At 68.1% G+C, this 26173-nt stretch carries 25 protein-coding genes and 7 pseudogenes; 22 read left to right on the top strand and 10 right to left on the bottom strand.

Annotation, left to right across the window (positions count from 1 at the left end):
• Positions 1-54: 54 nt before the first annotated feature.
• From AB8998_RS12185 to AB8998_RS12150, 8 genes and pseudogenes are all read left to right on the top strand, one after another.
• Positions 55-1242 (top strand): MFS transporter, encoded by a 1188-nt coding sequence (locus tag AB8998_RS12185; protein WP_369738201.1) that lies wholly within the window; start codon positions 55-57, stop codon positions 1240-1242.
• A 17-nt stretch (positions 1243-1259) separates the two neighbouring features.
• Positions 1260-1592 carry an MmpS family transport accessory protein gene (locus AB8998_RS12180; protein ID WP_369738200.1) on the top strand — a complete coding sequence of 111 codons (333 nt, stop codon included), beginning with the start codon at positions 1260-1262 and terminating at the stop codon, positions 1590-1592.
• 98 nt (positions 1593-1690) lie between these two features.
• A pseudogene (locus AB8998_RS12175) lies at positions 1691-2566 on the top strand (IS1380 family transposase); the annotation flags it as partial.
• Positions 2567-2693: 127 nt separating this feature from the next.
• Positions 2694-3929 (top strand): IS256 family transposase, encoded by a 1236-nt coding sequence (locus tag AB8998_RS12170; protein ID WP_369741377.1) that lies wholly within the window; start codon positions 2694-2696, stop codon positions 3927-3929.
• A 51-nt stretch (positions 3930-3980) separates the two neighbouring features.
• Positions 3981-4643 (top strand): annotated as a pseudogene (locus tag AB8998_RS12165) (transposase); the annotation flags it as partial.
• A gap of 329 nt (positions 4644-4972) precedes the next feature.
• Complete coding sequence (locus AB8998_RS12160) at positions 4973-6268, top strand: cytochrome P450 (protein ID WP_369738198.1); 1296 nt, start codon at positions 4973-4975, stop codon at positions 6266-6268.
• A gap of 29 nt (positions 6269-6297) precedes the next feature.
• Positions 6298-7161 carry a TauD/TfdA dioxygenase family protein gene (locus AB8998_RS12155; protein WP_369738197.1) on the top strand — a complete coding sequence of 288 codons (864 nt, stop codon included), beginning with the start codon at positions 6298-6300 and terminating at the stop codon, positions 7159-7161.
• Between the two features lie 35 nt (positions 7162-7196).
• Complete coding sequence (locus tag AB8998_RS12150) at positions 7197-7745, top strand: ester cyclase (protein ID WP_369738196.1); 549 nt, start codon at positions 7197-7199, stop codon at positions 7743-7745.
• 4 nt (positions 7746-7749) lie between these two features.
• Here AB8998_RS12150 and AB8998_RS12145 read toward each other — a convergent pair.
• Positions 7750-8467, bottom strand: a pseudogene (locus tag AB8998_RS12145) (haloacid dehalogenase type II).
• Between AB8998_RS12145 and AB8998_RS12140 the strand changes: the two are divergent.
• Both AB8998_RS12140 and AB8998_RS12135 read left to right on the top strand, forming a co-directional pair.
• Positions 8459-8824, top strand: coding sequence for a YidH family protein (locus tag AB8998_RS12140; protein ID WP_369738195.1), 366 nt, complete (start codon positions 8459-8461; stop codon positions 8822-8824). The pseudogene AB8998_RS12145 and the gene AB8998_RS12140 overlap by 9 nt on opposite strands.
• Entirely contained in the window at positions 8821-9147 is a 327-nt protein-coding gene (locus tag AB8998_RS12135) for a DUF202 domain-containing protein (RefSeq protein ID WP_369738194.1), read from the top strand. The genes AB8998_RS12140 and AB8998_RS12135 overlap by 4 nt, the downstream gene beginning before the upstream one ends.
• On the opposite strand, the gene AB8998_RS12130 is transcribed toward AB8998_RS12135, so the two are convergent.
• Positions 9110-9913, bottom strand: a complete 804-nt coding sequence (locus tag AB8998_RS12130; protein ID WP_369738193.1) for a potassium channel family protein — start codon at positions 9911-9913, stop codon at positions 9110-9112. The two genes, AB8998_RS12135 and AB8998_RS12130, sit on opposite strands and share 38 nt — an antisense overlap.
• 351 nt (positions 9914-10264) lie before the next feature.
• On the opposite strand from AB8998_RS12130, the gene AB8998_RS12125 reads away from it, so the two are divergent.
• Positions 10265-11302, top strand: coding sequence for an aliphatic amidase (locus AB8998_RS12125; protein ID WP_369738192.1), 1038 nt, complete (start codon positions 10265-10267; stop codon positions 11300-11302).
• Positions 11303-11427: 125 nt separating this feature from the next.
• Positions 11428-12324 (top strand): alpha/beta fold hydrolase, encoded by an 897-nt coding sequence (locus AB8998_RS12120; RefSeq protein WP_369738191.1) that lies wholly within the window; start codon positions 11428-11430, stop codon positions 12322-12324.
• 24 nt (positions 12325-12348) lie between these two features.
• On the opposite strand, the gene AB8998_RS12115 is transcribed toward AB8998_RS12120, so the two are convergent.
• Positions 12349-13047 (bottom strand): Rv3717 family N-acetylmuramoyl-L-alanine amidase, encoded by a 699-nt coding sequence (locus AB8998_RS12115; protein WP_369741533.1) that lies wholly within the window; start codon positions 13045-13047, stop codon positions 12349-12351.
• An 88-nt stretch (positions 13048-13135) separates the two neighbouring features.
• A complete protein-coding gene (locus AB8998_RS12110; protein ID WP_369738190.1) occupies positions 13136-13462 on the bottom strand; it encodes a hypothetical protein in 327 nt (108 codons plus the stop codon).
• A 158-nt stretch (positions 13463-13620) separates the two neighbouring features.
• On the opposite strand from AB8998_RS12110, the gene AB8998_RS12105 reads away from it, so the two are divergent.
• Positions 13621-13863, top strand: a complete 243-nt coding sequence (locus tag AB8998_RS12105; protein WP_369738189.1) for a hypothetical protein — start codon at positions 13621-13623, stop codon at positions 13861-13863.
• A 224-nt stretch (positions 13864-14087) separates the two neighbouring features.
• Positions 14088-14843 carry a cutinase family protein gene (locus tag AB8998_RS12100; RefSeq protein WP_369738188.1) on the top strand — a complete coding sequence of 252 codons (756 nt, stop codon included), beginning with the start codon at positions 14088-14090 and terminating at the stop codon, positions 14841-14843.
• A gap of 129 nt (positions 14844-14972) precedes the next feature.
• On the opposite strand, the pseudogene AB8998_RS12095 reads toward AB8998_RS12100, so the two are convergent.
• Positions 14973-15155, bottom strand: a pseudogene (locus tag AB8998_RS12095) (TetR/AcrR family transcriptional regulator); the annotation flags it as partial.
• Between the two features lie 106 nt (positions 15156-15261).
• Here AB8998_RS12095 and AB8998_RS12090 point away from each other — a divergent pair.
• Positions 15262-15579, top strand: a pseudogene (locus AB8998_RS12090) (hypothetical protein); the annotation flags it as partial.
• Here AB8998_RS12090 and AB8998_RS12085 read toward each other — a convergent pair.
• The gene (locus AB8998_RS12085; protein ID WP_369738187.1) at positions 15557-16027 is read right to left on the bottom strand and encodes a hypothetical protein; all 471 of its coding nucleotides are present in this window, start codon (positions 16025-16027) and stop codon (positions 15557-15559) included. The pseudogene AB8998_RS12090 and the gene AB8998_RS12085 overlap by 23 nt on opposite strands.
• Positions 16028-16035: 8 nt before the next feature.
• On the opposite strand from AB8998_RS12085, the gene AB8998_RS12080 reads away from it, so the two are divergent.
• Positions 16036-16932, top strand: a complete 897-nt coding sequence (locus AB8998_RS12080; RefSeq protein WP_369738186.1) for an NAD(P)-dependent oxidoreductase — start codon at positions 16036-16038, stop codon at positions 16930-16932.
• Positions 16933-17101: 169 nt separating this feature from the next.
• On the opposite strand, the gene AB8998_RS12075 is transcribed toward AB8998_RS12080, so the two are convergent.
• Together AB8998_RS12075 and AB8998_RS12070 are read right to left on the bottom strand one after the other, a co-directional pair.
• Complete coding sequence (locus AB8998_RS12075) at positions 17102-17497, bottom strand: type II toxin-antitoxin system VapC family toxin (protein ID WP_369738185.1); 396 nt, start codon at positions 17495-17497, stop codon at positions 17102-17104.
• Positions 17494-18096, bottom strand: a complete 603-nt coding sequence (locus tag AB8998_RS12070; RefSeq protein WP_369738184.1) for an SMP-30/gluconolactonase/LRE family protein — start codon at positions 18094-18096, stop codon at positions 17494-17496. Before AB8998_RS12070 ends, AB8998_RS12075 begins: the two co-directional genes overlap by 4 nt.
• A gap of 199 nt (positions 18097-18295) precedes the next feature.
• Between AB8998_RS12070 and AB8998_RS12065 the strand changes: the two genes are divergently transcribed.
• Both AB8998_RS12065 and AB8998_RS12060 read left to right on the top strand, forming a co-directional pair.
• On the top strand, positions 18296-18553 hold the full coding sequence (locus tag AB8998_RS12065) for a type II toxin-antitoxin system Phd/YefM family antitoxin (protein WP_369738183.1): 258 nt from the start codon (positions 18296-18298) through the stop codon (positions 18551-18553).
• Entirely contained in the window at positions 18550-18828 is a 279-nt protein-coding gene (locus AB8998_RS12060) for a type II toxin-antitoxin system RelE family toxin (protein WP_369738182.1), read from the top strand. Before AB8998_RS12065 ends, AB8998_RS12060 begins: the two co-directional genes overlap by 4 nt.
• Positions 18829-18879: 51 nt before the next feature.
• Here the strand turns inward: AB8998_RS12060 and AB8998_RS12055 are convergent.
• Positions 18880-19636: pseudogene (locus AB8998_RS12055) on the bottom strand (SCO6745 family protein).
• 186 nt (positions 19637-19822) lie between these two features.
• On the opposite strand from AB8998_RS12055, the gene AB8998_RS12050 reads away from it, so the two are divergent.
• Positions 19823-21283 (top strand): biotin carboxylase, encoded by a 1461-nt coding sequence (locus AB8998_RS12050; protein WP_369738181.1) that lies wholly within the window; start codon positions 19823-19825, stop codon positions 21281-21283.
• A gap of 23 nt (positions 21284-21306) precedes the next feature.
• Positions 21307-22464, top strand: coding sequence for a serine hydrolase domain-containing protein (locus AB8998_RS12045; RefSeq protein ID WP_369741532.1), 1158 nt, complete (start codon positions 21307-21309; stop codon positions 22462-22464).
• On the opposite strand, the pseudogene AB8998_RS12040 reads toward AB8998_RS12045, so the two are convergent.
• A pseudogene (locus AB8998_RS12040) lies at positions 22454-23460 on the bottom strand (NADP-dependent oxidoreductase). The gene AB8998_RS12045 and the pseudogene AB8998_RS12040 overlap by 11 nt on opposite strands.
• 99 nt (positions 23461-23559) lie before the next feature.
• On the opposite strand from AB8998_RS12040, the gene AB8998_RS12035 reads away from it, so the two are divergent.
• Both AB8998_RS12035 and AB8998_RS12030 read left to right on the top strand, forming a co-directional pair.
• A complete protein-coding gene (locus AB8998_RS12035; RefSeq protein ID WP_369738180.1) occupies positions 23560-24531 on the top strand; it encodes a hypothetical protein in 972 nt (323 codons plus the stop codon).
• 102 nt (positions 24532-24633) lie between these two features.
• Entirely contained in the window at positions 24634-26169 is a 1536-nt protein-coding gene (locus tag AB8998_RS12030) for a serine/threonine-protein kinase (protein WP_369738179.1), read from the top strand.
• The last annotated feature ends 4 nt before the right edge of the window (positions 26170-26173 follow it).

Below are 26173 nucleotides of genomic sequence, written 5' to 3'. Positions count from 1 at the left end.
TGCCCGGCTTCACACACTAAGCGCGCGGCACGGGTGCCAGCTAGCATCTGGCACGTGCAAGAGGCGACGAAGCCGACCTGGCTCACCAGGAACGTATGGGTACTGTCGCTGGTGTCGCTGCTGCAGGACTCCGCCAGCGAGCTGCTGTACCCGCTGCTGCCGATCTATCTGACGGCCGTGCTGGGCGCGCCACCCTCGGTCGTCGGGGCCGTGGAGGGCGCGGCCGAGGGCGCGGCGTCGCTCACCAAGATCGTGTCGGGGCCGTTGGGCGACCGTTTCGCCCGCCGCCCCCTGATCGCGACCGGTTACGGCATGGCGGCGCTGGGCAAGCTCATCGTCGCGGCGGCCGGGGCGTGGCCCGGGGTGCTGGTCGGGCGCGTGGTCGACCGGCTGGGCAAGGGGTTGCGCGGTGCGGTGCGCGACGCGCTGCTGGTCGACGGCGTCGAGCCGGCGGAGCGCGGCCGGGTGTTCGGGTTTCACCGGACGATGGACACCCTCGGCGCGGTCATCGGCCCGCTACTCGGGCTGGCCGGCTACGAGGCGTTCGGTCACCGGATCGGCCCGGTGCTGTATCTGGCGGTGATCCCCGCGGTGCTCAGCGTGCTGTTGATCGCCTGGGTCCGGGAGCGGTCGCGGCAGGTGTCGCACGAGTTCCGGTCCTCGCCTTTCGCCGGTGCCCGGCGGCTGCCCCGCCGCTACTGGAGGGTGGTCTCGTTCCTGGTCGCATTCAGCGTCGTCAACTTCCCCGACGCCCTGCTGCTGTTGCGGCTCAAGGAGATCGGCTTCTCGGTCGTCGGCGTCATCTTGGCCTATGTCGGCTACAACGCGGTGTACGCGGTGGCGAGCCTGCCGGCTGGGGTGTTGGCGGACCGCTTCGGCCGGCCGGTGATCTACGGGGTCGGGCTGGTGTTCTTCGCCGTCGGCTATCTGGGGCTGGGCAGCACCACCGACACGGCGACCGCCTGGGCCCTGATCGCGGTGTACGGCATGTTCACCGCCTGCTACGACGGGGTCGGGAAGGCCTGGATCTCAACGCTTGTCGCGGGTGAGCTGCAGTCCAGCGCCCAGGGGCTGTTCCAGGGCCTGAGCGGGTTCGCGGTGCTGGCCGCGGGGTTGTGGGCCGGCTTTTTGTGGGGCGCCGACGGGCGGCTGCCGTTGCTGATCTCGGGGACGGCCGGTGGGGTGTTCGCCGTCGTCCTGCTCGCCGGCGCGGCCAAACCGCTTCCGTCTCGTCGCGCGTGATGTCACGATGGGAAACCATGACCAGTCGTCTCAGCGGTTTCGCGATCCTGTTCGCCGTCGGTATGGGTGCGGCAGTCCCGGGCGTGGCGCACGCCGCCGGCTTCCCGCAGGTCCGCTACGAGGTAAGCGGACCCGGGGTGGCCCACTACATCTCGTACCAGACCGACACCGGCCAGCAGCATGCGGTCGACGCCGCGCTGCCCTGGTCGACACAGTTCCAGGGGTTCGGCGGCGAGGTGTTCGTGCTGAGCGCGCAGGGACCCGGACCGATGCGCTGCCGGATTCTGCTCGACGGCAACGTGGTGAGCGACGCGCAGTCGGCGGGCGGCAGGACCGTCTGCACGCACTAGCCCTTCAGTAAGCGTGTCGGCGGGTGAGAATTTGGCAAAGGCCTTATCCTGGTTGGGTTTTGCGGTCTCAACGCAGCCCGGCAGGAAAGGCCTTTGTGGTGAAGAGGATAACCCATAAGCAGAGTAGGCGGAACATCGCCGCGCGGCGGCGTAGGGTGGCGGCGCGGCACGCGCGGGCGGGGAGTTGGGGCGCGCAGCCCGCGCCGATGCTGAACACGGGTGTGGTGCGCTATGAGGTCGGTGCGAACATCGACGCCACCGCTTTCGGTGGCATCGCCGCGCTGCACCGGCTGGTGACCCGGCTGGGGCTGGTCGAGCGGATCGACGAGGACCTGCAGTTGCTTAAGGTGCACCTGCCCTATCACGAATCCGACCACGTGCTCAACCTGGCCTACAACGTGGCGTGCGGGGGCACTCGGCTCGAAGACATCGAGCGGCTGCGCCACGACAGCGCCTATATGAACGCCTTGGGCGCGCAGTTGATCCCGGACCCGACCACGGCCGGTGATTTCTGTCGCCGGTTCAGCCGGGCCGACGTGGCGACGTTGATGGAGGCGATCAACGCGGTGCGCCCGCAGCTGTGGGCGCACCGGGGTCGTGAGCTGCTCGGCCCGGTCGCCTACCTCGACGTCGACGGCACCATCGCCCCCACCTACGGGCAGCACAAGGCCGGAATGGATATGTCCTATAAGGGCATCTGGGGGTATGCGCCGCTGATCGTGTCGCTGGCCAACACCAAGGAGGTGCTCTACCTGGTCAACCGGCCGGGCAACGCGCCCAGCCACGCCGGCGCGGCGGCCTGGATCGACAAGGCGATCGACCTGGTCGCCCCGCACGCCCAGCGAGTATGTGTGCGCGGGGACACCGACTTCTCGTTGACCGCGCACTTCGACGACTGGGCCCAGCGGGTCGATTTCGTGTTCGGCATGGACTGCAACACCGCGCTGCGCTCGCGCGCCGAGGCGCTGACCGAGGGCGTGTCATTCCATCTGTGTAAGTCCGGGGTGGTCCATCATCGGACCGCCGTTGGGCGGACAGAAGGAGTGTTTTGTGACCAAGACCATGCAGATGCCGGCTGAGGAGACGACCGCGGCGCGGCGGCTGGCCGAGATGTTCACCGAAGAGACGCTGGACTCGTTGATTAAGGATGCGGTGAAGACCGGGACCCCGATCGACGGCGCGGACGGTTTGCTGAACCAGCTGACTAAGGCCGTGCTGGAGCGGGCGCTGAATGCGGAGCTAACCCACCATCTGGGTTATGAGGCCGGCGATCCGGCCGGACGCGGATCGGGAAATTCGCGCAACGGCACCACGCCGAAAACGGTGACCACCGTCAACGGCCCGGTGCAGATCGATGCGCCGCGTGATCGCAACGGCTCGTTTGAGCCGGCGATTGTGCCGAAGAAGACCCGCCGGCTCAACAACATCAATTCGGTGGTGTTGTCGCTGTATTCACGGGGAATGACCACCCGCGATATCGAAGCCCACCTGCAGGAGGTCTATGGGGCGTCGGTGTCGCGGGAGTTGATCTCCAATATCACCGAGGTGGTGGTCGATGAGATCAAGGCCTGGCAGGCCCGCCCGCTCGATGAGGTCTACCCGATCCTCTACATCGATGGGCTGCGGCTGCGGATCGGCGACAACGGGGTCATCACCACCAAGGTCGCCTATTTGGCCATTGGCGTGGATCTGGAGGGCCGCAAACACGCCTTGGGCTGCTGGATCCAGGACTCCGAGGGGGCGAAGTTCTGGCAGAAGGTCGTCATCGACCTGCGCAACCGCGGGGTGCGCGACATCCTCATCGCCTGCTGCGACGGGCTGACCGGTCTGCCTGATGCGATCCGCTCGATCTATCCCGATACCGTGGTGCAGACCTGCGTCGTGCACGTCATTAGGAATGCGATGCGCTTCGTGTCTTATAAGGACCGCAAGAAGGTCGCCACCGCGATGCGGGCGATCTACAGTGCGCCGACCGTCGATGGAGCCGAACTCGCACTCAAGGAGTTCGACCAGCAATTCGGCGCCCAATATCCGGGTGCAATTGACGTGTGGCACAACGCCTGGGGGGAATTCGTTCCGTTCCTGGACTATCCGGTGGAGTTGCGCAAGATCGTCTACACCACCAATGCGATCGAGTCGATCAACTTCCAGTTGCGCAAGATCACCAAGAACCGTGGTCATTTCACGGACAAGGACGCCGCGATGAAGTTGCTGTACCTCGGGCTGCGCAACATCTCCAGCGAGAGAGGAGGCTATTCGGGTACTGGAACGCACAACTGGACTGTGGCGCTCAACACACTCGCCAGACTATTCCCTGGGCGAATCCCATTGTGCTAGAATACAACTCGTAGTCAAATCACCTCTGACTTACACAGAAATCGTGACAGGCTCCTGACCGAGGCTGACTGGACACCGCTGCGCCGGCCCGACCCCGAGCCGGCGCGGACTGGGCAGCGGCGCCGGCGCGAGCCCAACCACAAGCGGCGCATCGTCGCCGAACGCGGCTACGTCAACCTGGAACTCACCTGCGAGCACGTCGCCGAGTTCAGCTACCAGCCCGGCAAATGCCGCCGACCCTACCGGGTGATCGCGCTGCGCAAGAACATCAGCAAGTCCCGCGGCGAGGCGGCCCTCATCGAGGAGATCCGCTACTTCTTCTACATCACCACCCGCACCGACTTGACCCCCGCACAGGTCGTGGCCTGCGCCAACGACCGCTGCGACCAGGAAAACGTCATCGAGCAGCTCAAAAACGGTGTCAACGCGTTACGGGTGCCGCTCTATGACCTGGTATCCAACTGGGCCTACATGGTCATCGCCGCCCTGGCCTGGAACATCAAGTCCTGGTTCGCCATGATGCTGCACCGCAAAGCCGACCGCCGCGAGTGGATCACCATGGAGTTCCGCCGCTTCACCACCCAGGCGATCCTCATCCCCGCCATGATCATCCGCCACGCCCGCGCCATCACCGTGCGGATCATCGGCTACCACCCCAGCCTGGACCGATTCCTCAGCGCCTACACCACCATTGAACGCACTCGCTTTGGCTGACGTCTGCACCCTGAACCGACCTTCGGGCCCTGCCGCGCCCGCCCACGACACTCGCCCTCTTCGCCCGAACCGAAACACCGCGCATCGTCCCCGCATGTCCACACACCCGACAAACCCACGCAGCAGCGATAATCCAGCCAATCCAGGACCGCTCACACACCCGATGACAACCGTCACCGCCCAACAAAGCCGCCCACCGCCGACCGGAAACGACATCCCGAAGAATCCTGGGAACCCGCCGACGCCGACACGCTTATTTGAGGACTAGCCGCGCCGAGCGCCAACGGATTAGGCTCTCTCCCACCACTTCAACGGCGAAGGAGATGTAGGTGAGCCTCAAGACCGGCATTGCGACGCGGGCGAACGGGGCGCCGCCGCCCGAGATCCCTTTGGCCGAAATCCATCTCGGGTCGCTGGAGTTCTGGGGCCGCGACGACGACTTCCGCGACGGCGGCTTCGCCACGCTGCGCCGCGAGGCCCCGATCTCGTTCTGGCCCGCGATCGAGTACGAGGGGTTCGAGGGCGGCGCCGGCTACTGGGCCCTGACCCGACACGACGACGTGCACTTCGCCAGCCGCCACCCGGAGATCTTCAGCTCGGCGGGCGGCATCACGATCGGCGACCAGTTGCCCGAAATCTCCGAATACTTCGGGTCGATGATCGTGCTCGACGACCCGCGGCATCAGCGGCTGCGTTCGATCGTCAGCCGGGCCTTCACCCCGAAAGTGGTGGCGCGCATCGAGGCGTCGGTGCGCGAGCGGGCCCGTCGGCTGGTCGCCGGGCTGATCGCCGATCATCCGGACGGGCAGGCCGAGCTGGTCACCGAACTCGCCGGCCCACTGCCGTTGCAGGTCATCTGCGACATGATGGGCATCCCCGAACAAGACCACCAGCGGATATTCCACTGGACCAACGTGATCCTCGGGTTCGGCGACCCCGACCTGTCCACCGACTTCGACGAGTTCCTGCAGGTCTCGATGGACATCGGCGCCTACGCCAGCGCGCTGGCCGAGGACCGGCGCGCCAACCCCCACGACGACCTGACCACCAGCCTGGTGGAGGCCGAGGTCGACGGCGAACGGCTGACCTCGGCGGAGATCGCGTCGTTCTTCATCCTGCTGGTGGTGGCCGGCAACGAGACGACCCGCAACGCGATCAGCCACGGCGTGCTTGCCCTGTCCCGCTACCCCGCCGAGCGGGACAAGTGGTGGGCCGACTTCGACCGCCTGACGCCCACCGCCGTCGAGGAGATCGTGCGCTGGGCCTCGCCGGTGGTCTACATGCGGCGCACCCTGACCCGTGACTTCAAGCTCGGCGGCACCAAGCTGAAAGAAGGCGACAAGGCCGCGCTGTGGTACACCTCGGCCAACCGCGACGAGTCCACGTTCGCCAACCCGTGGGTTTTCGATGTGGCGCGCACGCCCAATCCGCATCTCGGGTTCGGCGGCGGGGGTGCGCACTTCTGCCTCGGGGCCAACCTGGCCCGCCGCGAGATCAGGGTGGTCTTCGACGAGCTGCGCCGCGAGGTACCCGATATCGTGGCGGTGGACGAACCCGCGCGGCTGCTGTCGCAGTTCATCCATGGCATCAAGAGCCTGCCCGTGGCCTGGACTCCCCCGAGGTGACGACCCGCCCCGGCTAGTCTCGAAAGATCATGCCCGCGACGACACCGCTGACCGTGACCAAGCTGAGCAGCCACCTCGGCCTGTGCATCGAGGGCGTGCGCCTCGGCGGTGACCTCGGGGCCGAGACGGCCGAGACGGCCGAGCAGATCTACGGCGCCCTGCTGGAGCACAAGGTGATCTTCTTCCGCGGCCAGGACCACCTCGACGACGCCGGTCAGGTCGCGTTCGCGCGGCTGCTGGGCGATCCCCTGTCCTTCATGCTGGTCGGCCACCCGTCAACGGGGTATTACCCGCTGCGGAACGCGCCGCTCGTGCATCAGGTCGACTCCCGGTACGGCTACGACAACCGCTGGCACAGCGACATCACGTTCGCCACGAACTACCCGGGGGTGGAGATGCTGCGCGCGGTGACCATGCCCGACTACGGGGGGTCGACGCTGTGGGCGTCCACCGCGGCCGCGTACGAGGCGCTGCCCGAACCGCTGCGGCGGCTCGCGGACGATCTGTGGGTGGTGCACACCAACCGGACCGACAAGCCGGAATACCACACCGAGCACCCGTTGGTGCGGGTGCACCCCGACACCGGCGAGCGCACCCTGGTGGCCGGGAGCTTCGCGCGTGGCATCGTCGGGCTCGACACGCACGAGTCGACCGTGCTGCTGGAGTTGATGCAGCGGCGAATCACCTTGCCCGAGAACACCATTCGCTGGGACTGGCGGCCCGGCGACGTCGCCATCTGGGACAACCGGGCGACCCAGCACCGCGCGGTAGCCGACTACGACGACCAATACCGGCTGCTGCACCGGGTCTCGTTGATGGGTGCGGCGCCCGTCGACGTGCACGGCCAACCCAGCCGCGCGATCGTCGGCGCCCCGCTCGAGCCCTCACCCTAGTTTGCGTCTGCTCGCCGGCACCTTACGCTCGCCGCGTGAGCATTCCCGCATGCCCCGCTCCCGACGTGCTGGCCGCGCGCCAGAGACTCGTGCTCGACCACTTCCGCGACGAGGTCCGTCACGCCTGGGACGACGTGCTGGCGACATTCCCGCATCCGCGCTACGAGCTGATCCCGCAGCTGGTCGTCCACGACGGCGACGAGGCGGTGCGCGGCTACTACGCCGAGACCCGCACCGCGTTCCCCGATCAGGACCACGAGATCATCGCGTTGCGACACAGCGCCGACGCGGTGATCGTCGAGTTCTGGTTGATGGGCACCCATCGCGGCTACCTGGGCAAGGTGCCGCCCACCGGCGGCCGGTTCCGGGTGCGCATGACCGCCTATTTCGTCTTCGACGAGTCCGAAACGCTTGTCTGCGAACGTATCTACTTCGACACGCTGACCATGGTCCGACAGCTGCTGGGCGGGCTGGACATGAAGAGGCCGGCGAACTGGCTGCTGGCGGCGCGCTGCGTACGCGGCCTGTTGTCGATGTCGTCGGGGAAACCGGATTCGGCGCTGACCGGATCGGCGCACCGCTGACACGTCAGCAGCCGAGTTGCCCGGCGAGGTCGAGAAAGTCCGACGCGTTGACGTCGAACTCCCCCGAGTAGGCCACGTCGGCCACGCTGCCGGAGCCGAATTCCAGCGGGCGCGCGACGAACGCGGTGCGAAAACCGAGACCGCCGGCGGCGCGCAGGTCGTACTTGTGGCTCGCCACCATCATGATCTCGGCCGGTTCCAGCCTCAGATAGGTCGCCGCCATGCGGTAGATCGCCGGATCGGGCTTGAACACCCCGGCCATCTCCGCGGCGAAGACCGCGTCCCACGGCAGCCCGGCCCGTTTGGAGATGTTGACCACCGCGGACGTCGGCGTTGGACAACGTCGCCAACGTGAATGCCTCCTTCAGGCGCGTCAGCCCGGGCACCACGTCCGGCCAGGGCCGCAGGCGCTCCCAGGCCAGCGTGAGCTCGTCGCGCTGGGCAACCGAGAGGACGCCGGGGTCCAGCACGGTGTCGAGCGCTTCGCGGTACACCGAACGCACCGACACCCATCCGCCGCGCCGATCGGCCGCGGCGCCGGTGGCCACGAAGTAGCCGGCCCGCCAACGGCGCACCACGTCGGGCCAGTCGACGGGCGCATCGGCGCCGATGCGCCGCGCCTCCTCGCAAACCGTCGAGAAGAAGTCCGTCGCCGTTCCCTGCACGTCGAACAGCAACGCCCGCACCACGGGCGCCAATCTACAATGCGCCTCGTGGCCGATGACGCCGACGGCGCCCGAGAGCAGGAACCCGACTACCGGTTCACCTTCGCCAACGAACGGACATTCCTGGCCTGGCAGCGGACCGCACTGGGGTTGCTCGCCGCCGCCGTCGCACTGGTACAGCTGGTTCCCGAGCTGACCGTCCCCGGCGCACGCCGCGGACTGGGCGTGGGCCTGGCGGTGCTAGCCATCCTCACCAGCGGGATGGGGCTGCTGCGCTGGCACCAGGCGGACCGGGCCATGCGCCGCGGCGACCCCCCGCCCCGCCATCCCTCGCCGCTCTACCTCGCGGTGGGTCTCAGCCTGGTCGGGCTCATCGCGCTCGGGCTGGTCGTCGCCAAGGCGGTACTGGCTTGAGCGACGCCCCGGCCCCGTCCGACCGCGGGCTTCAGGCGGAGAGGACGGCGCTGTCCTGGTCACGCACCTCGTTCGCGTTCCTGGTCAACGGCGCGCTGCTGATGATCAGGAACCTGCATGGCTCGGTCGGGCCGGCCGGGGTGATCCCGGCCGTGTTGGCCGGTGCGGTGGCGTTGCTCACCTACTACATCTCGGTTCGCCGCCAGCGCATCCTGCAACAGCCCGTCGGTGCCACGATCACCGCGCGGCGGCCGGTGTACGTCATCGGGGCGGCCTCGCTGCTGCTCATCGTCGTGACGACCATCGGCCAGCTGCTCCAGTAGCCGCCAACGAGCGCCGCGATTCCGGTTCGACGTGCGCGGCGACCCGCCGTAGCTGTTCGGCCAGCCGGCGAACTTCATGACGGAGTTCGGCGATCTCGGCCGACGAGGTCGCCCGGTTCGCGGTGTCGGTCTCCGACACGCGTTCGACGATCCACGAGGCCAGCGACGCCGTGACCACCCCCACCAGGGTGATGCCGCCGATCATCAGCATCACGGCAACGAGCCGGCCGGGGACGGTGACGGGATATAAGTCGCCGTAGCCGACGGTGGTCACGGTGGTGACGGCCCACCACAGCGCCTTCCCGAACGACGTGATCCGGGCGCCGACGTGGTCGCGTTCGAAGTCGAGGACGGCCAGCGCCGACACATAAATCAGCAGGCACACCCCGGTGACGGTGTAGATGAGGATGCGGCCGCGCACCGCCATACCGACGGCTTTCTGCAGCGCCCCGGCCAGCACGACCAGCCGCAGGAGCAGCAGCGGTCCCATGAGCGGAAGCGCGACCACCAGCAAGTCGAACAGATGATGGACGAACCAGTCCCGCTTGTCGGACGCCAGGCGGAGGCGGACCAGGTAGTCGCCGACGAACAGACACCAGAACACCCAGCTCGACACCCACAGCAGGTGCGTGGCTTCGTGCCCGAGATGGCCCAGGACGTGCACCGAGTACAGGGCGATGAAGGCGGTGGCGACGGCGGCCAGCGGCAATTCGGTGACGCGTTGCCAGGTTTCTTCCCGTGTCTGTTCGACGGTTTCTTCACTCACGCGGCCGGCCTCCCGTATTGATGCATCGCTGGCGGAGTCGATTGGCCGACAACCACTCGCCTCGCCCGCCGGCATGGGAGTGTCCCGGCCACGCCACAACTCGTTACCCAGTGTTCCCAGAATTCGCGGCTCTATGCCGGTTCGCCCGGGCGGGTTCACGTCGAACCCGCCTCGTGCCGGCGACAGAGCTGGGGAATTCCGTTCCTCCAAGCCAGTTCCCGGGCGAATCACCACCTTATGCAACTATTGCTATTGGTGGTAAAATATCGGCTCCGCCCCACGCCATCAGGAGTCGCCGTCGGCGGCCGGCGCCGCGCTGGGGGTACACACGCGGGGAAGGGCCGATCCAGCATGAGGCACGGGGACATCTCGTCGAGTCCGGACACCGTCGGTGTCGCGGTCGTCAATTACAAGATGCCGCGACTGCACACCGTCGACGAGGTTCTCGCCAATGCGCAACGCATCGCCGACATGGTAGTGGGCATCAAGCGGGGGCTGCCGGGCATGGATCTGATCGCCTTCCCGGAGTACTCGACGCAGGGCATCATGTACGACGAAACGGAGATGTATGCGACCGCCACCACCGTCCCCGGCCCGGTCACGCAGATCTTCGCCGAGGCGTGCCGGGCCGCCAAGACGTGGGGCGTGTTCTCGCTGACCGGCGAGCAGCACGAGGAACATCCCCACAAACCGCCCTACAACACGCTCATCCTGATGAACGACCGCGGCGAGATCGTGCAGAAGTACCGCAAGATCATTCCGTGGACTCCGATCGAGCCGTGGTATCCCGGCTCCGACACCTATGCCGTCGAGGGCCCGAAGGGGATCATGGTGTCGTTGATCGTCTGCGACGACGGCAATTACCCCGAGATCTGGCGGGACTGCGCGATGAAGGGCGCCGAGCTCATCGTCCGCTCGCAGGGCTACATGTATCCCGCCGCCGAGCAGACGGTGCTGATGTCCAAGGCGATGGCCTGGGCCAACAACGTCTACGTCGCCGTGGCGAACGCGGCCGGATTCGACGGCGTCTACAGCTATTTCGGGCATTCGGCGATCATCGGGTTCGACGGCCGCACCCTGGGCGAAACCGGGACCGAGGAGTACGGCATCCAGTATGCGCAGCTGTCCGTCTCGGCGATCCGCGATGCGCGCCGAACCGGGCAGTCGCAGAACCACCTGTTCAAGCTGCTGCATCGCGGCTACACCGGGGTGCTCGCGGCCGGCGACGGCGACAAGGGTGTCGCCGACTGCCCGTTCGACTTCTACAAACTCTGGGTGAACGACCCGAAGAAGGCCCAGGAGAACGTGGAGTCGATGACCCGCGACACCGTCGGCGTCGCGGAGTGCCCGGTGGGCGATCTGCCCACCGAACCCGACGAGAAAGCCTGACAGGGCAGACGCCGGCCGGCTCGTTGCGGGCACCGCAAGGTCGATGGTGTGATGCACTAGCTCTGGTGTGCACCGTCGAGCCGGTGTGAGCTTGGTCTGCCCAGTCGTCGAGTCAGGAGAATCTGTTGGCCGGTGCACGCTCGGTGCGGGTTCCCGCCGGGATCAACGCGCATGACATCGCTGTCCGGGGCGTGCGCACGCGGGTCTTCGAGGTCGACCCGGGCACTGGCGGCACCCCGCTGATCCTGCTGCACGGCGGCGGCCTGGACTCGGCGCTGGTGTCCTACGGTTCGGCGCTAGGTTCCCTGGGCCGGTGCCGGCGGGTGATCGCCCCGGACCTGCCCGGCTACGGAGACAGCGAATTCCCTTCGGATTCAGACTTTTCCATCCCCTGGTACGGCGACTGGGTCGTCGAACTGATCCGTGCCCTCGGCTTCGACCGGGTCGATCTCGGGGGGTTGTCGCTCGGCGGTTGGATCACCCTGGCCGTCGCCATCGACCATCCCGAGGTGGTGCGCCGGATCGTCGCGATCAACCCGGGCGGCATCACCGAGAAGTTCAGGTTCATGCGCACGGTCGAGTGGGTCATGCGTCACCCCGCGCTGCAGAGGCGAATCAACCGTCTGTCCGTAAGCCTGGGCTCCGGGTTGATCCGCCTGCAGTTGCGCGCCGGACTCGGCATGACCAACCCGTCCGCGCTGACCGACGACCTGATCGACGCGCTCGTCGTCAGCGGCAAGCGCCCGCGCGCCGGCGAGGCGTTCACGGCCACCCAGCGATGGGCGTTAGCCGGGCCCGCCAATCTGTCGCTGGCAGCGAAGCTGCCGCAGATCAAAGCCGAGACGCTGATACTGGCGGGCCGCGACGACAAGCTGGTACCGGTCGCGGATTCGGTTGCGGCGGCGCACGCGGTCCCCACCGGGCGGCTGCGCGTCCTCGAGCCCTGTGGCCATTGGCTCGTGCGCGACCGCCCCGCCGAGTTCGTCGACGCGGTGAATCAATTCCTCGATGCCGCAGGGTGATTCGGCGCCGGCGCCGGTCGCGGCTCAGGAGTTCAGGAAGGCGACGATCCCCGCCGTGACGGCGGCGGCGTAGCGGGCCCGGCCGTCGGGGCTTTGCATCCGCGCGGCATCGTCCGCGTTTTTCATGTTGCCCAGTTCGATCAGCACCGCCGGGTAGTCGGCGAAGTTGAGACCGGCCAGGTCGTCGCGGCCGTAGAGGCCGTCGGAGCCGATGTAGGTGGCCGGGTGAAAACCGGCCTGCGCCAATGCGTCACGCATCGTGTGAGCCAACCGCACGGCGGGGCCGGCCTGCACCTCGTTCAACGGCGGGCTGGAGTAGTTGACGTGGAACCCCGAACCGGACGCAGGCCCGCCGTCGGCGTGGATGCTCACGATCGCGTCGGGGTGCGCCGCGTTGGCCAGGGCCGCCCGCTGGTCGATGCAGGGCCCGACGCCGTCGTCGCCCCCGCGGGAAAGCTGGGTGCGGATCCCCTGCTGGTTGAGCGACTGACTGACCAGCGTGACGACGGCCCAGTTGAACGCGTGCTCGGGGTAGCCGTCGGCGGTCGCGGTGCCCGAGGTGTTGCATGGTTTGGCACCGCCTCGTCCGTTGGGCACCTGCCGCGCCAACGACGCGTCGCTGACGGCGTTGTGGCCCGCGTCGAGCACGACGAACCCGGGACCGGCGGCGGCCGCGCGCGAGGCGACGGCCAACGCGGCCACACCGACCGCGACCGGCGCCATTCCCGCGCATCTGAGCAGGTCGCGCCGCGAAAGCGGCCGGCCGGTAACAGCGCCATCACCCACCGGGCGATGGTAACAACCCGGTTGGTCACGGCGGCCTCCGCAGCTGCCGCGTCACCGGGAACAGGTCGTGCATGAGCGCGGCACCCTCGGGGCCGTAGATGCCGCGATCGTCGCCGCGCAGCACCCAGTTGTGCTGCTGATCGGCGCGGGCGGCCAACTCCCGGCGACCCCGAGCACGGGCGGCCGCGCGCTTGCCGTACCAGCGCACGACGGCGCGCACGAGAAAGAGCAGTGCCACGAGGAGGATCGCCCCGAGGATCCACCAGATGAGCTTGATGATGACCGCGATCAGCAGCAGAACGGCCACGAAGCCGCCGAACCCGCCGCCCGAGCCGGACCTGGATGCACTCATGGCGGGAACGTATGCCGACCCACCGACACGGCGAACCGGGCGGTTTGGGCACGACGTGGGCGGGTGCCCCAACGCCGCGACGATAAAGGAGCGCGGGGTGAGCTAGCTCGACACGACAAAGAGCCAAGTGGCCGACCTGGCGGGCAAGGTCGTGCCAGATGCTGCCGCACCGGGGCACCGCGCAGGCGGTCACCATCGCGTGCCCCGTCGAGGCGGTCGCGGGGTTCTGGCGTGACCCCGCGCAACTGTCGCTGGTGCTCGGCGACGTCACGTCGGTCGACGCGACGGGGCCGGACCGCTACCGGCGAACCCGCCCGGCGTCGGCGGCGCCGCAGGCGGCTCCCCGTTCGGGGGCGATGGAAGCCGAACTGGACTCGGCGGTGCGCAACCTGGGCGGCTGACAAAGCCTCAACCTCGCACGGCAACAGAGCCGTTGCCCGGCAGGCGTTTCCGGTGAGCGACCCGGCGCCCCGGGCCGCCGCATCTAACTGACGCGCGTCGAACGCGATATCGGCGGAAGTCCAATTTGCGCATGCCGGTTGCAGACTCACCGATCCTGTGCGGAAAATAATCGAGTCGGGTAATTCGTAGGTTTGAGATCCGCTCGCACGGGGAGTATTGCCGCATGATCACACGCCACATCGCTCGTTTTCTCGGTCCGGCCGTCGTCGCCGCCTCCGGACTCAGCGCCTCCGCCCTCACCTCCGCCGCCGTCCCGTTCGCCGCCGCCGCCGGCTGCCCCGACGTCCAGGTGGTCGCCGCCCGCGGCACCGGGGAAGACCCCGGCCCCGGCCCGACCGTGCAGGCCTTCATCGACAACCTGCGCCCCCGCGTGGCCGGCAAGTCCTTCGACGTCTACTCGGTCAACTACCCCGCCAGCGACCAATGGGACACCGGCGTCGAGGGCGTCAAAGACGCTGGGGCACACGTCCTCTCCATGGCCCAACAATGCCCCAACACCAAGATGGTGCTCAGCGGCTACTCCCAGGGCGCGGCCATCATGGGCTTCGTCACCTCCCCCGCCGTACCCGACGGCATCGACCCCACCAGCGTGCCCAAACCCCTGAGCCCCGAGATCGCCGACCACGTCTCCTCGGTCGTGCTGTTCGGCACCCCCAACGAGCGCGCCATGAACTTCCTCGGCGAGCCGCCGCTGGCCATCGGCCCGCTGTATCAGGCCAAGACCATCAAGGTCTGCGTCCAGGACGACCCGGTGTGCTCCGACGGGCTCAACTTCGCCGCCCACAACACCTACATCGACGACGTCAGCATGATCGACAAGGGCGCCGCCTTCGCCGCCAGCCGCATCAACGGCACCCCCGACCCCCAGACACCGGTCTCGGTGGCCGGCGCCACCACCGGCGGCGGCTTCGGCGACTGAAGTCACCGCTGCAACTGAAAACCCGATCGGCCGCGCCGGTCGCCGTCCTCGGCGACCGGCGCCTTACTGCGTGTGACCGGACCCTCAGGTCGGCTCGGCCAGCATCAGGTCGAGCAGGTGTTCACGCTGGGCGGCCCGGTAGCTGTCGATGTCCGCGAAGTCCCAGTAGAAGCTGCCGCGAGTGACACCGGCCTGTTGGCACAGGCGCTCGACTTTCAGCGCACGACCCCCCTGCTCGGCGAGCAGCGTGTCGCCGGCCTTGAGCCAGTCCTCGACCGACAGCCGGGTCGACGGGGGCTTGCGGGCGGTCACGTCGTGCCACGTTACGGGTTTTTCGCGCCGCGGCGGGCCTCGGTCGGCGGGCCGATGACGTCGAACGCGCGCACGGGTGACGATCGACTGCCCGCGTTGGCATGATGGGTCCGTGGCAGTGCTGGGCGGTTCGACGGTCACGCTCGACGACGGCTCGGGCGCGGGCGCGATCGCCGTGTCGGACAGCCTCGCCGTGGCGGGGTCGGTCGCCACCGCGGGCAGCGTCGGGGTGATCGGCAGCGTGTTGATGGTGTTGAGCGTTCTCGCGCGTGGATGCGTGGCGTGTATGGCGTGCATCGCCTGCACCCGCTGCGTGGCCTGCGTGGGGTGCGTGCGCTGCGTCGACTGCGTCGGCTGCGTGAACTGCTCGGGTCTTCGCAATGTCAGGGGCGTCCGCAACGTCAGCGCTCAGTCCGCCCCGTGAGGGTCGTGGACGACGACGGACGAGACGCTGACGGGTTGCGGTGGTGAGGTGGCGTTGCCGCGTCGAATGCCAGGAAATCGACCCGGTCGCGCACCGGCGTGAGGCGCTCCCGGCGAACGCCCGTGGACAGCCGAATGGTGCTGCGCGAGTTCGTCTCCAACTGTGCGCCGAGCGCAGGCAACTGTGGCGCTGGACACCAGCAGCGATCGGATTTGACAGCAAAACCACCCAAGTGTTCAGTAATGTAGACGCCGCACTTACGCCGGGGGGGACGATGGCCGACGTCCGATTGCTGACCTTCGCCGAAATCGCCGAAGGAACCTGCGCACGCCATCAGGCGAATCGGGATGGGGAGCGCGCCGAGGTGCCGCATTTCTTCGCCGGCGTGGGCGTAATCGACGAGCTCGGCGTCGAGGTACCCCCGCAGCGGGGAACCGTTGTCACTCAAGGAGCGTCATGACCGGGGATCATCACATCGGCTGGCTCGGAACGGGCCGGCTGGGCAGCGCGATGGCCACCCGCCTGCTGGCCCACGGGACCATGCTGACCGTGTGGAACCGCACGGCCCCCAAGGCCGGCCCGCTGATCGGGATGGGGGCCACCCGCGCCGCCGTCGTCGGCGATCTTGGCCGTTGCGACATCGTGTTCACCACGGTCACGTCCTCTTCGGACCTGCTTTCGGTGACCGCAGGCCCCGGTGGCCTGTTCCGCGCACAGCCCGCACCGCGCATCGTCGTGGACTGTTCGACCGTGTCCGCCGAGGCGGCCGCCGAGGTCCGCGCCGAGGCCGCCAAGCGCGGCATCGCGTTCCTGTCGGCACCGGTGAGCGGCAACGCCGACATGGTCGCCCAGGGGCGCGGCTCGATCATCGTGTCCGGCGCGGCGACGACCTTCGAAACCGTCCAGCCGTACCTGCGCGCCATCGCACCCAATGTGAACTATTGCGGCACAGGCGAAGCCGCGCGACTGACCAAGCTGTGCCACAACCTGCTGCTGGGCATGGTGAGCGAGGCACTGGCCGAGGTGACGACCCTGGCCGAGAAGGGCGGCGTGGCGCCGTCGGCCTTCCTGGACTTCATCGACGACTCCGTGCTGGGCTCGACGTTCATCCGGCACATGGGCCAGGCGATCCGCGCCCGCAACTACGCGCCCACGTCCACCACCGAAAACCTGTGCAAGGATTTCGACCTGGGCTTTGCGGCGGCCCGGCAACTCGAGGTGCCGATGCCGGTGGCGGCGACCACGCACCAGCTCATCCAGACCGCGATCGGGCACGGCCACGGCAAGTCCGACTTCGCCGTCCTCTACGAGGTGGCGGCGCGCGCGGCCGCGTTACCGAGAACCAAACGCTGAGCCGTCGTGGGCCGCGGGGTCGTCTGGTTGCGCGCGCATCTGGCGGAGCCGTTGCGGGGCCAGGGTTCTGACGCGGATGGCACCGAATCCCGGGAACCGATCCGGATAGGCGTGACGGTCGCCTGAAGCGGCTGTGGTGTTGCTGCCCCCAGGGGTTTTCGGCGCGTCGCTACGCGGGCGCTTCGACGGCCATCCCCAAGTCGGCCGCCGCTGCCTCCATGCGGTTGTCGTAGGTGAGCAGGACGCGCAGTTCGGTCCCGGCACGCCGAGCGGCGGCGAGGTGAACGGCGTCGAGGCTGCGCAGACTGCTCGGGCGCAGGTCGGCGGCGGCGTCGAGCAGGCCCGGCGTGATGTTGACGGTGTCGAGGCCATCCAGGATGCGGCGGGCCTGCGTCACCGCCCTGGCGCCCGCGCCGGCCACGGCGCGGACAAGCTCGGTTCGGGCAAGAGCCGCGGTGAAGAGCGTGTCGGCGGAGACGGCGCGCAAGTAGACTTTGAGCGCTGCTGACTCGCGTTCGGCGACAACGAGCTTGACCAGCGCCGGCGTATCGAGGTACGTCTTCATCGCGGCGCGCAGCGCGGCCAGCGCTGCCGACGCGTCGAAATCGCTGGCCAGGAGGCCGCCGGTGTCGGGGCCGAACTCGTCGGGGCGCCGGTCCCCCAGCGGCGGGCCGAATCGCTCTTGGGGCCCGAGCGTTCGCCGCGGATCGGGAAGCGCACCACGTCGGCGGTCAGCATGCGGACCACGTACAGGTAGGCCTCGTCGCGGTCCAACGCCATGCAGTTGGGGAAGGCAACCGCGTCGGCGATTACGTGTGCCGCTCGGCGATCCGGTGCCACCCGGAACAGGTACCCGTCAGGCGTGCCGCGCGCGATGGTGTCGGTGAGATCCTCGGCCATCGTGCTCACCGAACACCACAGCGCGCCAACAGAATCCACCAGGATGAAGTTCAGCCACGCCAGTGGCCGTCCCTCGAATTGTCCGCTGAGCGACGTCGCGATCGCACCTGTCAACGGGTCGAGGTCCTGCAGCGCGCCCGCGCCCCAGTTGGCGATCAGGAAGTGGCCGTCGCGGGCGACCACGACGTGTTCGGGGCGCTGCACGCCGCGCCCGACGGGGTGCAGACCCGTGAGCTCGATCGGGGTCTCGGCAATTTCGCTCATCGTTGCCTCGCCTGCGCGGGTGGGCGGCCGACTGTCGGGCTAGCGCGTGGGCGCCTCACCGGTCACAGCGGTCACCGCCGGGAACTATGTTGCGACTTGCCCACCTTCGAGCCTGACTTTTCAGCCCACAGCCGCTGGACACAGCAGAAGCAATTGGTCATATTTATGACTATCCCCGAAATGCGTTCACGTCGCCGACGTGAAGGCACACCTGTCGGAGTTGGCCGCCACCGTCGGCGATCGGCACGAACGGATCACAGTGACGGTGCATGGACGGCCCGCGGCGGTCCTTCTTGCCGTCGACGATCTCGAGTCGCTCGAGGAAACCATTGCGGCGCTGTCCGACGCGAAGGCGCTTCGAGCCCTCGGTGAGGCCGATGCCGAGCTGGCCCGGGGAGAAGGGGAGGGCCAGGATGACCTCACCGCGGCAATGCAAGGGCCCCGAGCCAGGAAGTGACCGGTTCGCGCTACGAGCTGATAATCGCTCCGACCGCGAGAAAACAACTGGCCGAACAGCTTCCCGAATCGGTGTCGTTCGCCGCTTATGAATTCATCATCGGTCCACTGCTCGACAATCCTCACCGCGTGGGCAAGCGGCTCCGGCCGCCGTTGCATGATCGCTTCAGCGCACGCCGCGGCACCTACCGCCTGATCTACAGAATCGATGACGAGCGTCGGCACGTTACCGTCGTCGGGGTGTGCAGCCACGCGGACGCATACCGTGCACGCTGACCGCGCATCGCGGATCTGCATATCGGCGAGGCACACGCCCCGTCGGTCGTTTCAGGGCGTGGCAGAGGCCTTCAGCGACGCCAGGGCGCTCGCGCTGAGGCGGGCGAGTTCGTCGGCCTCGTCGGGGGTGAGTGCGGCCGCGAAGATCTCGGCCATCCGGCGGTTGGTCGCCTGCTCGACCTCGGCGTAGCGGTCCTTCTTGTCCGCGCCGTCGGCGAACGGCTCGGGCCAGCCGAACCGCCGCGTACTGATGCCCCTTGTTGAGCATGTGCGCTTCCACGGGCGTGATGCCGGAAATGGTGAGGGCGTTGAAATGCACGCTGCCCCGCAGCTCGCGCAGGACGTGCATGACCTGCAGCGCCCGCGCGGGCGCGTCGTCGGCCAGCGGCATCGTGCGCCAGCCGGCATACAGCGGCAGGCCCGCGTCCGGTGCCGCCGCGATGATCTTCTCCCCCAGCGCCGCGATGCGGTCCACACCCTCGGCGCCGGCCAGGTGCTTGCGGGCGAAGCGGGCGGCCTGGTCCCAGTACACCTCGGCCGCGCCGGCCGCGCCGCGCACTGCGACGCCCTCCTCCCACAGGCCGCGCAGGAAGCTGGGCTCGAACGCGACGAAGATCGAAGCGACCGTGTCGCCGGTGGCCTCGCCCAGCACTCCGCCGCGGCCGGCGACGTATCCGGTGAGCGGGTTCTGGTAGCCGGCGGCGATGCTTTCGGCGAACGTCTCGGGGTGCAGCATGAACACCGCGACCGCCTGTTCGATCGGCGAAGCCGCAGCGATGGTGGCGTCGAGCACGTCGGTGTGACTCATCGGTCTCCTTGTCATTCGTGGCCCTGCGTGTGTCGCACGCTACTCCTGGCGCCGGCGGCGCCGACGCGGGCAGCGGCGTCCCGCCGGTGCACTTGATACTCCCCACGCCCGTGGGCAGACTTGTTGGATGCAACCACGTGAGCATGCCGCCGCGACTGCCCCGACGACAGCGCAGCCGTCGTGAGCATGCCCGCCGACGCAGCCCGCCCGCTGACCTGCCTCTCGGACGTGCGCGCGTTCTTCCACACCAACACCGTGCCCCTGTACTTCATCTCGCCGACCCCGTTCAACCTGCTCGGCATCGACCGCTGGGTGCGGAACTTCTTCTACCTGACCTACTTCGACTCGTTCGAGGGCGTGCATTCGCGCGTGTTCGTGCCGCGGCGGCGTGACCGCCGCGATTTCGATTCCATGGGCGACGTGTGCAACCACCTGCTGGCCGATCCCGAGACACTCGAGTTCATCGCGGGCCGAGGGCCCGGGGGGAAGGCCTGCTTCGTGATGCTGGACGAGGAGACCCAGGGGCTCGCCCGGCAGGCGGGCCTCGAGGTGATGCACCCGTCCGCGGAGCTGCGCAATCGCCTGGGCTCCAAGACCGTCATGACGCGCCTGGCCGACGAGGCGGGCGTACCCAGCGTGCCGCACGTCATCGGACGGGCCGGATCCTACGAGGAGCTGCTGTCGCTCGCCCACGACGCCGGGCTCGGCGACGACCTCGTCGTCTCCATCCCTTACGGCAACGCCGGCAGCGGAACGTTTTTCGTGCGCGGCCAGCAGGACTGGGACGAGCACGCCGCCGACATGGCCACCCAGGAACTCAAAGTCATGAAGCGGATCCGCAACGTCGAGGTGTGCATCGAGGGTGCGGTGACCCGCCACGGCACCGTGATCGGCCCCGCGATGACGAGCCTCGTCGGCTACCGGGAGCTCACCCCCTACAAGGGCGCCTGGTGCGGCAACGACATCTGGCGCGAGGTGCTGCCGCCCGCACAGACCCACGACGCACGCGAGATGGTTCGCAAGCTGGGCGACATCATGCGCCGGGAGGGGTACCGCGGATACTTCGAGGTCGACCTGTTGCACGACCTGGACGCCGACGTGCTCTACCTCGGCGAGGTGAACCCGCGCCTGTCCGGCGCCAGCCCGATGACCAACCTGACCACCGAGGCCTACGCCGACATCCCGCTGTTCCTGTTCCATCTGCTCGAGTACATGGACGTGGAGTACGAACTCGACATCGAGGAGATCAACGCCCGCTGGGAGCGCGGCTACGGCGAGGACGAGGTCTGGGGACAGGTGATCATCAACGAGACGTCGCCGGACATCGAGCTGTTCACCGCGACACCCCGCACCGGGGTGTGGCGCATCGACGACGACGGCCGTGTCTCCTTCGCGCGCACCGCCAACGACTGGGCCACGCTGCTCGACGGGTCCGAGGCCTTCTACATGCGCGTCGCGGCGCCCGGCGACCTGCGCTCCGAGGGCGCCCAACTCGGCGTGCTCGTCACCCGCGGACACCTGCAAACCGCCGACTATCAGCTCACCGAACGCTGCCAACGCTGGGTCAAGGGCATGAGGGCGAAATTCGTCTCGACACCGTTGGTGCCGGCCGCGCCGATCGTCTCGCGGCTCGTCGCGCGGGCGTGAGCGGCGTTCCGGCCGGCCTGTCGCTGGACAACTGGCTGTCACCGCCCCACGCGCACTGGGCTTTCCAGCACGTCGACGACTTCATGGCGACCGCGGTGATCCAGCGCGGGACCGGGCCGGTGGCTTCGTTGCCCCCGGCCTATGCGCCGGTCGCCGAGATTGCGGTGACCCGAATCGACGGGGTGGCCGGCACCGTCGGTGAGGTGATGGCCGACACTCATACCGACGGGTGGGCCGTCGCGCACCGCGGGGTGCTGGTGGCCGAGGAATACCTCGACGGCATGGGTGTGGGGACCCGGCACCTGTTGTTCTCGGTGAGCAAGTCACTGGTGGCGGCCGTGGTGGGCGCGTTGTGCGGGGCCGGGGTGCTCGATGTCGACGCCTTGGTCACGGATTACGTTGGGGCCCTGGCGCAGTGCGGCTACGCCGGGGCGACGGTGCGCCACCTGCTGGACATGCGGTCGGGGGTCTTGTTCTCGGAGGATTACGACGACCCGGACGCCGAGATCCACGTGCGCGAGCAGGTGATCGGGTGGCAGCGCCCGACCAGGACGGATCTGCCGTTGACGTTGCGGGACTACCTGCTGACGCTGCGGCGCAAGCGGCCGCACGGCGGGGCGTTCGAATACCGTTCGTGTGAAACCGATGTGCTGGGCTGGATCTGCGAAGCCGCCGCCGGTCGGGAGATGCCCGAGCTGATGTCGGAGCTGCTGTGGAGCCGCATCGGCGCGTCAGGCGATGCCACCATCGGCGTCGACGCGGCCGGTACCGGGGTTTTCGACGGCGGCATCAGCGCCTGCCTGACCGACATGATCCGGTTCGGGTCGCTGTTTCTGCGCGACGGAGTCTCGCTCACAGGCGAGCACGTGGTGCCGGAGGCGTGGATCGCCGACACCCTTGCCGGGGGGCCGGATTCGCGTGCGGCGTTCGCCGCCTGCCCGCAGGGCACCGACATGCCCGGCGGGATGTACCGCAACCAGGTGTGGATTCCCTATCTGGGCAACAACATTGCGTTATGCCTGGGCATGTGCGGGCAGATGATCTACGTCAACCGCGCCGCGGAGGTGGTGGCTGCCAAGCTGTCCACCCAGCCCAACTCCGGGGACCCGCAGCTGCAGTTGGACACGCTGCGGGCGTTCGATGCGGTGGCACGCGAATTGGGTTCGAGCGCTAAACCTTGACGACGAGCTTGCCGACGTTCTTGCCGTCGAAGAGCATGTTGATCGCCGTCGGCAACTGCTCGAAACCCTCGATGACGGTCTCGAGCGGGGTGAGCTTGCCCTGGGTGATCAGGCCGGTGATCTCGGTGATCGCCTCTTGGGCTTGCCCGAAATGGTCGAGGACGACGAAGCCCTGCAGCGTCGCGCGCTGGATGAGCAGGTTACCGAACGCGCGCGGCCCGGGCGGCGGGTCGGCGGAGTTGTAGCCGGAGATCAGCCCGCAGAGCGCCACCCGCGCACCGATGTTGATGCGCGCGAAGATGGCGTCCATGATGTCGCCGCCGACGTTTTCGAAGTCGACGTCGATGCCGTTGGGCGTGGCTTTGGCGAGCTGGGCGTACCAGTCGTCGGCTTTGTGGTCGACGGCCGCGTCGAAGCCGAGCCGCTCGGTAACCAGCTTGCACTTGTCGGGGCCGCCGGCGATGCCGACGACGCGCGCACCGGCGGCCTTGGCGAGCTGGCCGGCGACCGAGCCGACCGCGCCGGCCGCGGCCGAGACCACGACCGTCTCCCCCGGCTTCGGCTTGCCGATGTCGTGGATCCCGACCCACGCCGTCAGTCCCGTCATGCCGAGCGCACCGAGGTACGCGCTCGGCGAGACGCCCTCGCGACCTCAACCGGCATCAACGGCGCCGCCGGCGAGGCGACGGCGTACTGCTGCCAGCCGACCAGGCCCTGCACCGTCTGGCCGACCCGATAGTCCGGGCTGTTGGAGGCGATCACCTCGCCGAGGCCCAGCCCGCGCATGACCTCCCCGATGCCGACCGGCGGCAGGTAGGTCGGGGTGGCGTTGATCCACCCCCGGTTGGTCGGGTCCAGCGAAATCCAGTCGACGCGCACCAGCGCCTCGCCGTCGCCGATCTGGGGCACCGGGGCTTCGTCGAGCTCGAAGGTGTCCGCGTCGATGCGTCCCGTGGGGCGCTGGCGGAGCAGGAAGCGGCGGTTTCGTTGGGTCATGAGGTCCACCGTAGCGCCCAGTGTCGGCGCAGGCTGTTGCGCTTCAATTACTCTGCCAAAACACCTTACTGGCGGCCGCGGTCTGCATACCCTCGACGCATGCCGGAGTCAGACGTGGAGGAAACTGTAAACGCCGCAGCGGGTGGTGATTCCATGAGCAAGCTGGCCGCCTACCGCAAGTGCGCCGAACGTATACAGACGGCGTGGCCGGCGTTTGCCGCCGAGCGCCGGAGACGTCTGCAACAAGGCGGAGGCGGGCAGCCCGTGGAAAAGGTCGCCGAGAACATCCTGGAGAACCTTTTTACCACCGTCCTGGACTGGCCGATCGAAAACGTCCGGCCGCAGGTGGAACGGGCCGACATCGTGTTGACGCGGCTGGGGCTGAAGTACCTCGTCCTGGAGGTCAAACGGCACGGCTGGCTGACCGGGCGTCAGGTGGCGATCGACGCCGCATTGACCCAGGCCCGTCGCTACGCCGACGACCAGCGCGTCAAGGCCGTGGCGGTCAGCGACTCGATCATGCTGTACGCGGCCGACATCGTCGGCGGCGGGCTGCGCCCTCGGGTGTGGCTGCAGCTTGAAGCCGACGAAGCCCCCGAGGACCTGTGGTGGCTGTCGGTTCACGGCATCTACCGTTTGCGCCCGGATCGGCCGGTTGGGCTTGGGGCGCTGTCGATGCGCGACGGCGACGTGGGTTCTGGTGTGGATCTCGGCGCCGCCGGTGACGTGCACCCGAAATACAAGGTCCCCATGCAGTGCTTCGCCTATGTCGGCGCCGCCAACGACACGCACACCTGGAAGCTGCCCTACCTGTTGGCCGACGGCATCACCCCGGATGCCAAGCGGTTGCCGAAGGCGATCCAGTGCATCTTGAGCAACTACCGCGGCGCCGTGGTGGACATCCCGGAAGCCGACGTCGGCGATGTTCTGGTGCGGCTCGGGACGGCGGCGTCGGTGCTGCACAAGATGCCCTGCCAAAAGCCGTCCACGGCCGCCGCCTACCGCGGAGCCCACCAATTTCTGGAGCAGTTGGACCGGCTCGCCGACGTCGGCTGTTGCGGGAAGGAGTAGCCGGCGAGTACCGCCTTCTCCGATAGGACTTCCTCGGCAAACGCCTGCGCTGCCCGCCGTCTCGTCGGATACTGACCGTGGCGAAAGGAAGCAGGGGATGCGGTGAAGTCGCTCGTCGGCGAAATGTTCGGCAAGTACAAGGTGGTCCGACTGCTCGGTACTGGCGGCATGGGCAAGGTGTATGAGGCCTACGACACCGACAAGGGCAGAACGGTCGCGTTGAAGCTGCTCAACGAGCAGTACGCCGACGACGAAAATTTTCGCGCCCGCTTCCTGCGCGAATCGCGCGCCGCGGCCATCCTTCAAGAGCCGCATGTCATCCCGATCCACGACTGGGGTGAAATCGACAACGTCCTCTACATCGACATGCGGCTGGTCCGAGGCCAGACCCTGCACGACATGCTCAAGAGAGGCGCCCTGGACCCGCAGCGAGCCACCGACATCGTCGGCCAGATCGCCGCCGCGCTGGATGCCGCACACGCCGAAGGACTGATCCATCGCGACGTGAAACCACAGAACATCATCGTCACCCCCGACGACTTCGCCTACCTGGTGGACTTCGGCATCGCCGAGACCAGGGGCGACACCCGCCTGACGATGGCGGGCTATCAAGTGGGCAGCTTCGACTATATGGCGCCGGAAAGATTTGGGGACTCCGAGGCGACACCGGCCGTCGATGTCTATGCGCTGGCGTGCGTGCTCTATGAGGCGTTGACGGGCGGCAAGCCGTTCGCCGGCCACAGCGACCAAATCATCGCGGCCCACCTGTCGTCCCCACCGCCGCGGCCCAGCGCGGTCAATGCCTCGGTGCCGGCGTCGTTCGACGACGTCGTCGCCCGCGGCATGGCCAAGCACCCCGACGACCGTTACGGCAGTGCCGGAGCGCTGGGCCGCGCCGCCAAGCGGGCCCTATCACCGGAGGCGGCAGCGGCCGGTGCACCCACGGTGCTTGCGCCCCAACCCGTTTCGGCGCCGAGCAGCTATCCCCCCTTCAACGCCCATTACCCTTCTCCCCCACCGCCCCCGACGACACGAGACCGTGGGAAGTACTTGTTGCCAGCCTTGATCGCCACGGCCGCGCTCTTGCTCGTCGGCGTTGTGGTGCTGACGGTCGGAATGCTCGCCACCCGCAATTCGGAACCGCAGACACCGTCGCCGACACTGGCCTACACCCCGCCGAGCGTGTCCATCCCCAAGTCTGAGCCCTCCTCGACCACGCAGCCGTTCTATCCGCAAACGGTCACCACCTCCGCCGCGCCGGACGCCGAGCAGCAGCTGCGCGAAATCGCCGACGAGGACCGCCCATTCGTGGCCGCCAACCTCGCCGACCATTGGGTGCCGCAACTGAGCTCCAAACGTCCCGGCGTCGTCGACCAGGGTGTGGTGTGGGACAACACCATGACGCTGCAGGAGCATCTGGACCTCAGGCAGCGCTATCCCGACGTACGGCTGCTGTGGTCGGGTGACTGGTCGACCTTTTCGGCGCCCGACTTCTGGGTCACCGTGCTCGGCATGGCATTTCCCGATCCGGCCGGTCCGCTGGCCTGGTGCAGGGCCCAAGCACTGGACCGGGACCACTGCATCGCCAAGCTCATCAGCACGGCACATGCCGTCGAAGGGAGCACGGCCTACAACTGATGTG

It is taken from the genome of Mycobacterium sp. HUMS_12744610, assembly GCF_041206865.1.
Lineage (GTDB): Bacteria > Actinomycetota > Actinomycetes > Mycobacteriales > Mycobacteriaceae > Mycobacterium > Mycobacterium servetii.
Note: the sequence above shows the minus strand (reverse complement) of the source record. Positions and strands in the feature narration are given on the sequence as shown.

Excerpts from the sequence above, each read along its gene's own strand:
- AB8998_RS12180 (WP_369738200.1), top strand. The coding sequence starts at position 1,260 with ATGACCAGTCGTCTCAGCGGTTTCGCGATCCTGTTCGCCGTCGGTATG.
- AB8998_RS12155 (WP_369738197.1), top strand. The coding sequence starts at position 6,298 with ATGCCCGCGACGACACCGCTGACCGTGACCAAGCTGAGCAGCCACCTC.
- AB8998_RS12125 (WP_369738192.1), top strand. The coding sequence starts at position 10,265 with ATGAGGCACGGGGACATCTCGTCGAGTCCGGACACCGTCGGTGTCGCG.
- AB8998_RS12115 (WP_369741533.1), bottom strand. The coding sequence starts at position 13,047 with ATGGCGCCGGTCGCGGTCGGTGTGGCCGCGTTGGCCGTCGCCTCGCGC.
- AB8998_RS12110 (WP_369738190.1), bottom strand. The coding sequence starts at position 13,462 with ATGAGTGCATCCAGGTCCGGCTCGGGCGGCGGGTTCGGCGGCTTCGTG.
- AB8998_RS12105 (WP_369738189.1), top strand. The coding sequence starts at position 13,621 with ATGCTGCCGCACCGGGGCACCGCGCAGGCGGTCACCATCGCGTGCCCC.
- AB8998_RS12100 (WP_369738188.1), top strand. The coding sequence starts at position 14,088 with ATGATCACACGCCACATCGCTCGTTTTCTCGGTCCGGCCGTCGTCGCC.
- AB8998_RS12080 (WP_369738186.1), top strand. The coding sequence starts at position 16,036 with ATGACCGGGGATCATCACATCGGCTGGCTCGGAACGGGCCGGCTGGGC.
- AB8998_RS12075 (WP_369738185.1), bottom strand. The coding sequence starts at position 17,497 with ATGAAGACGTACCTCGATACGCCGGCGCTGGTCAAGCTCGTTGTCGCC.
- AB8998_RS12070 (WP_369738184.1), bottom strand. The coding sequence starts at position 18,096 with ATGAGCGAAATTGCCGAGACCCCGATCGAGCTCACGGGTCTGCACCCC.
- AB8998_RS12050 (WP_369738181.1), top strand. The coding sequence starts at position 19,823 with ATGCCCGCCGACGCAGCCCGCCCGCTGACCTGCCTCTCGGACGTGCGC.
- AB8998_RS12035 (WP_369738180.1), top strand. The coding sequence starts at position 23,560 with ATGCCGGAGTCAGACGTGGAGGAAACTGTAAACGCCGCAGCGGGTGGT.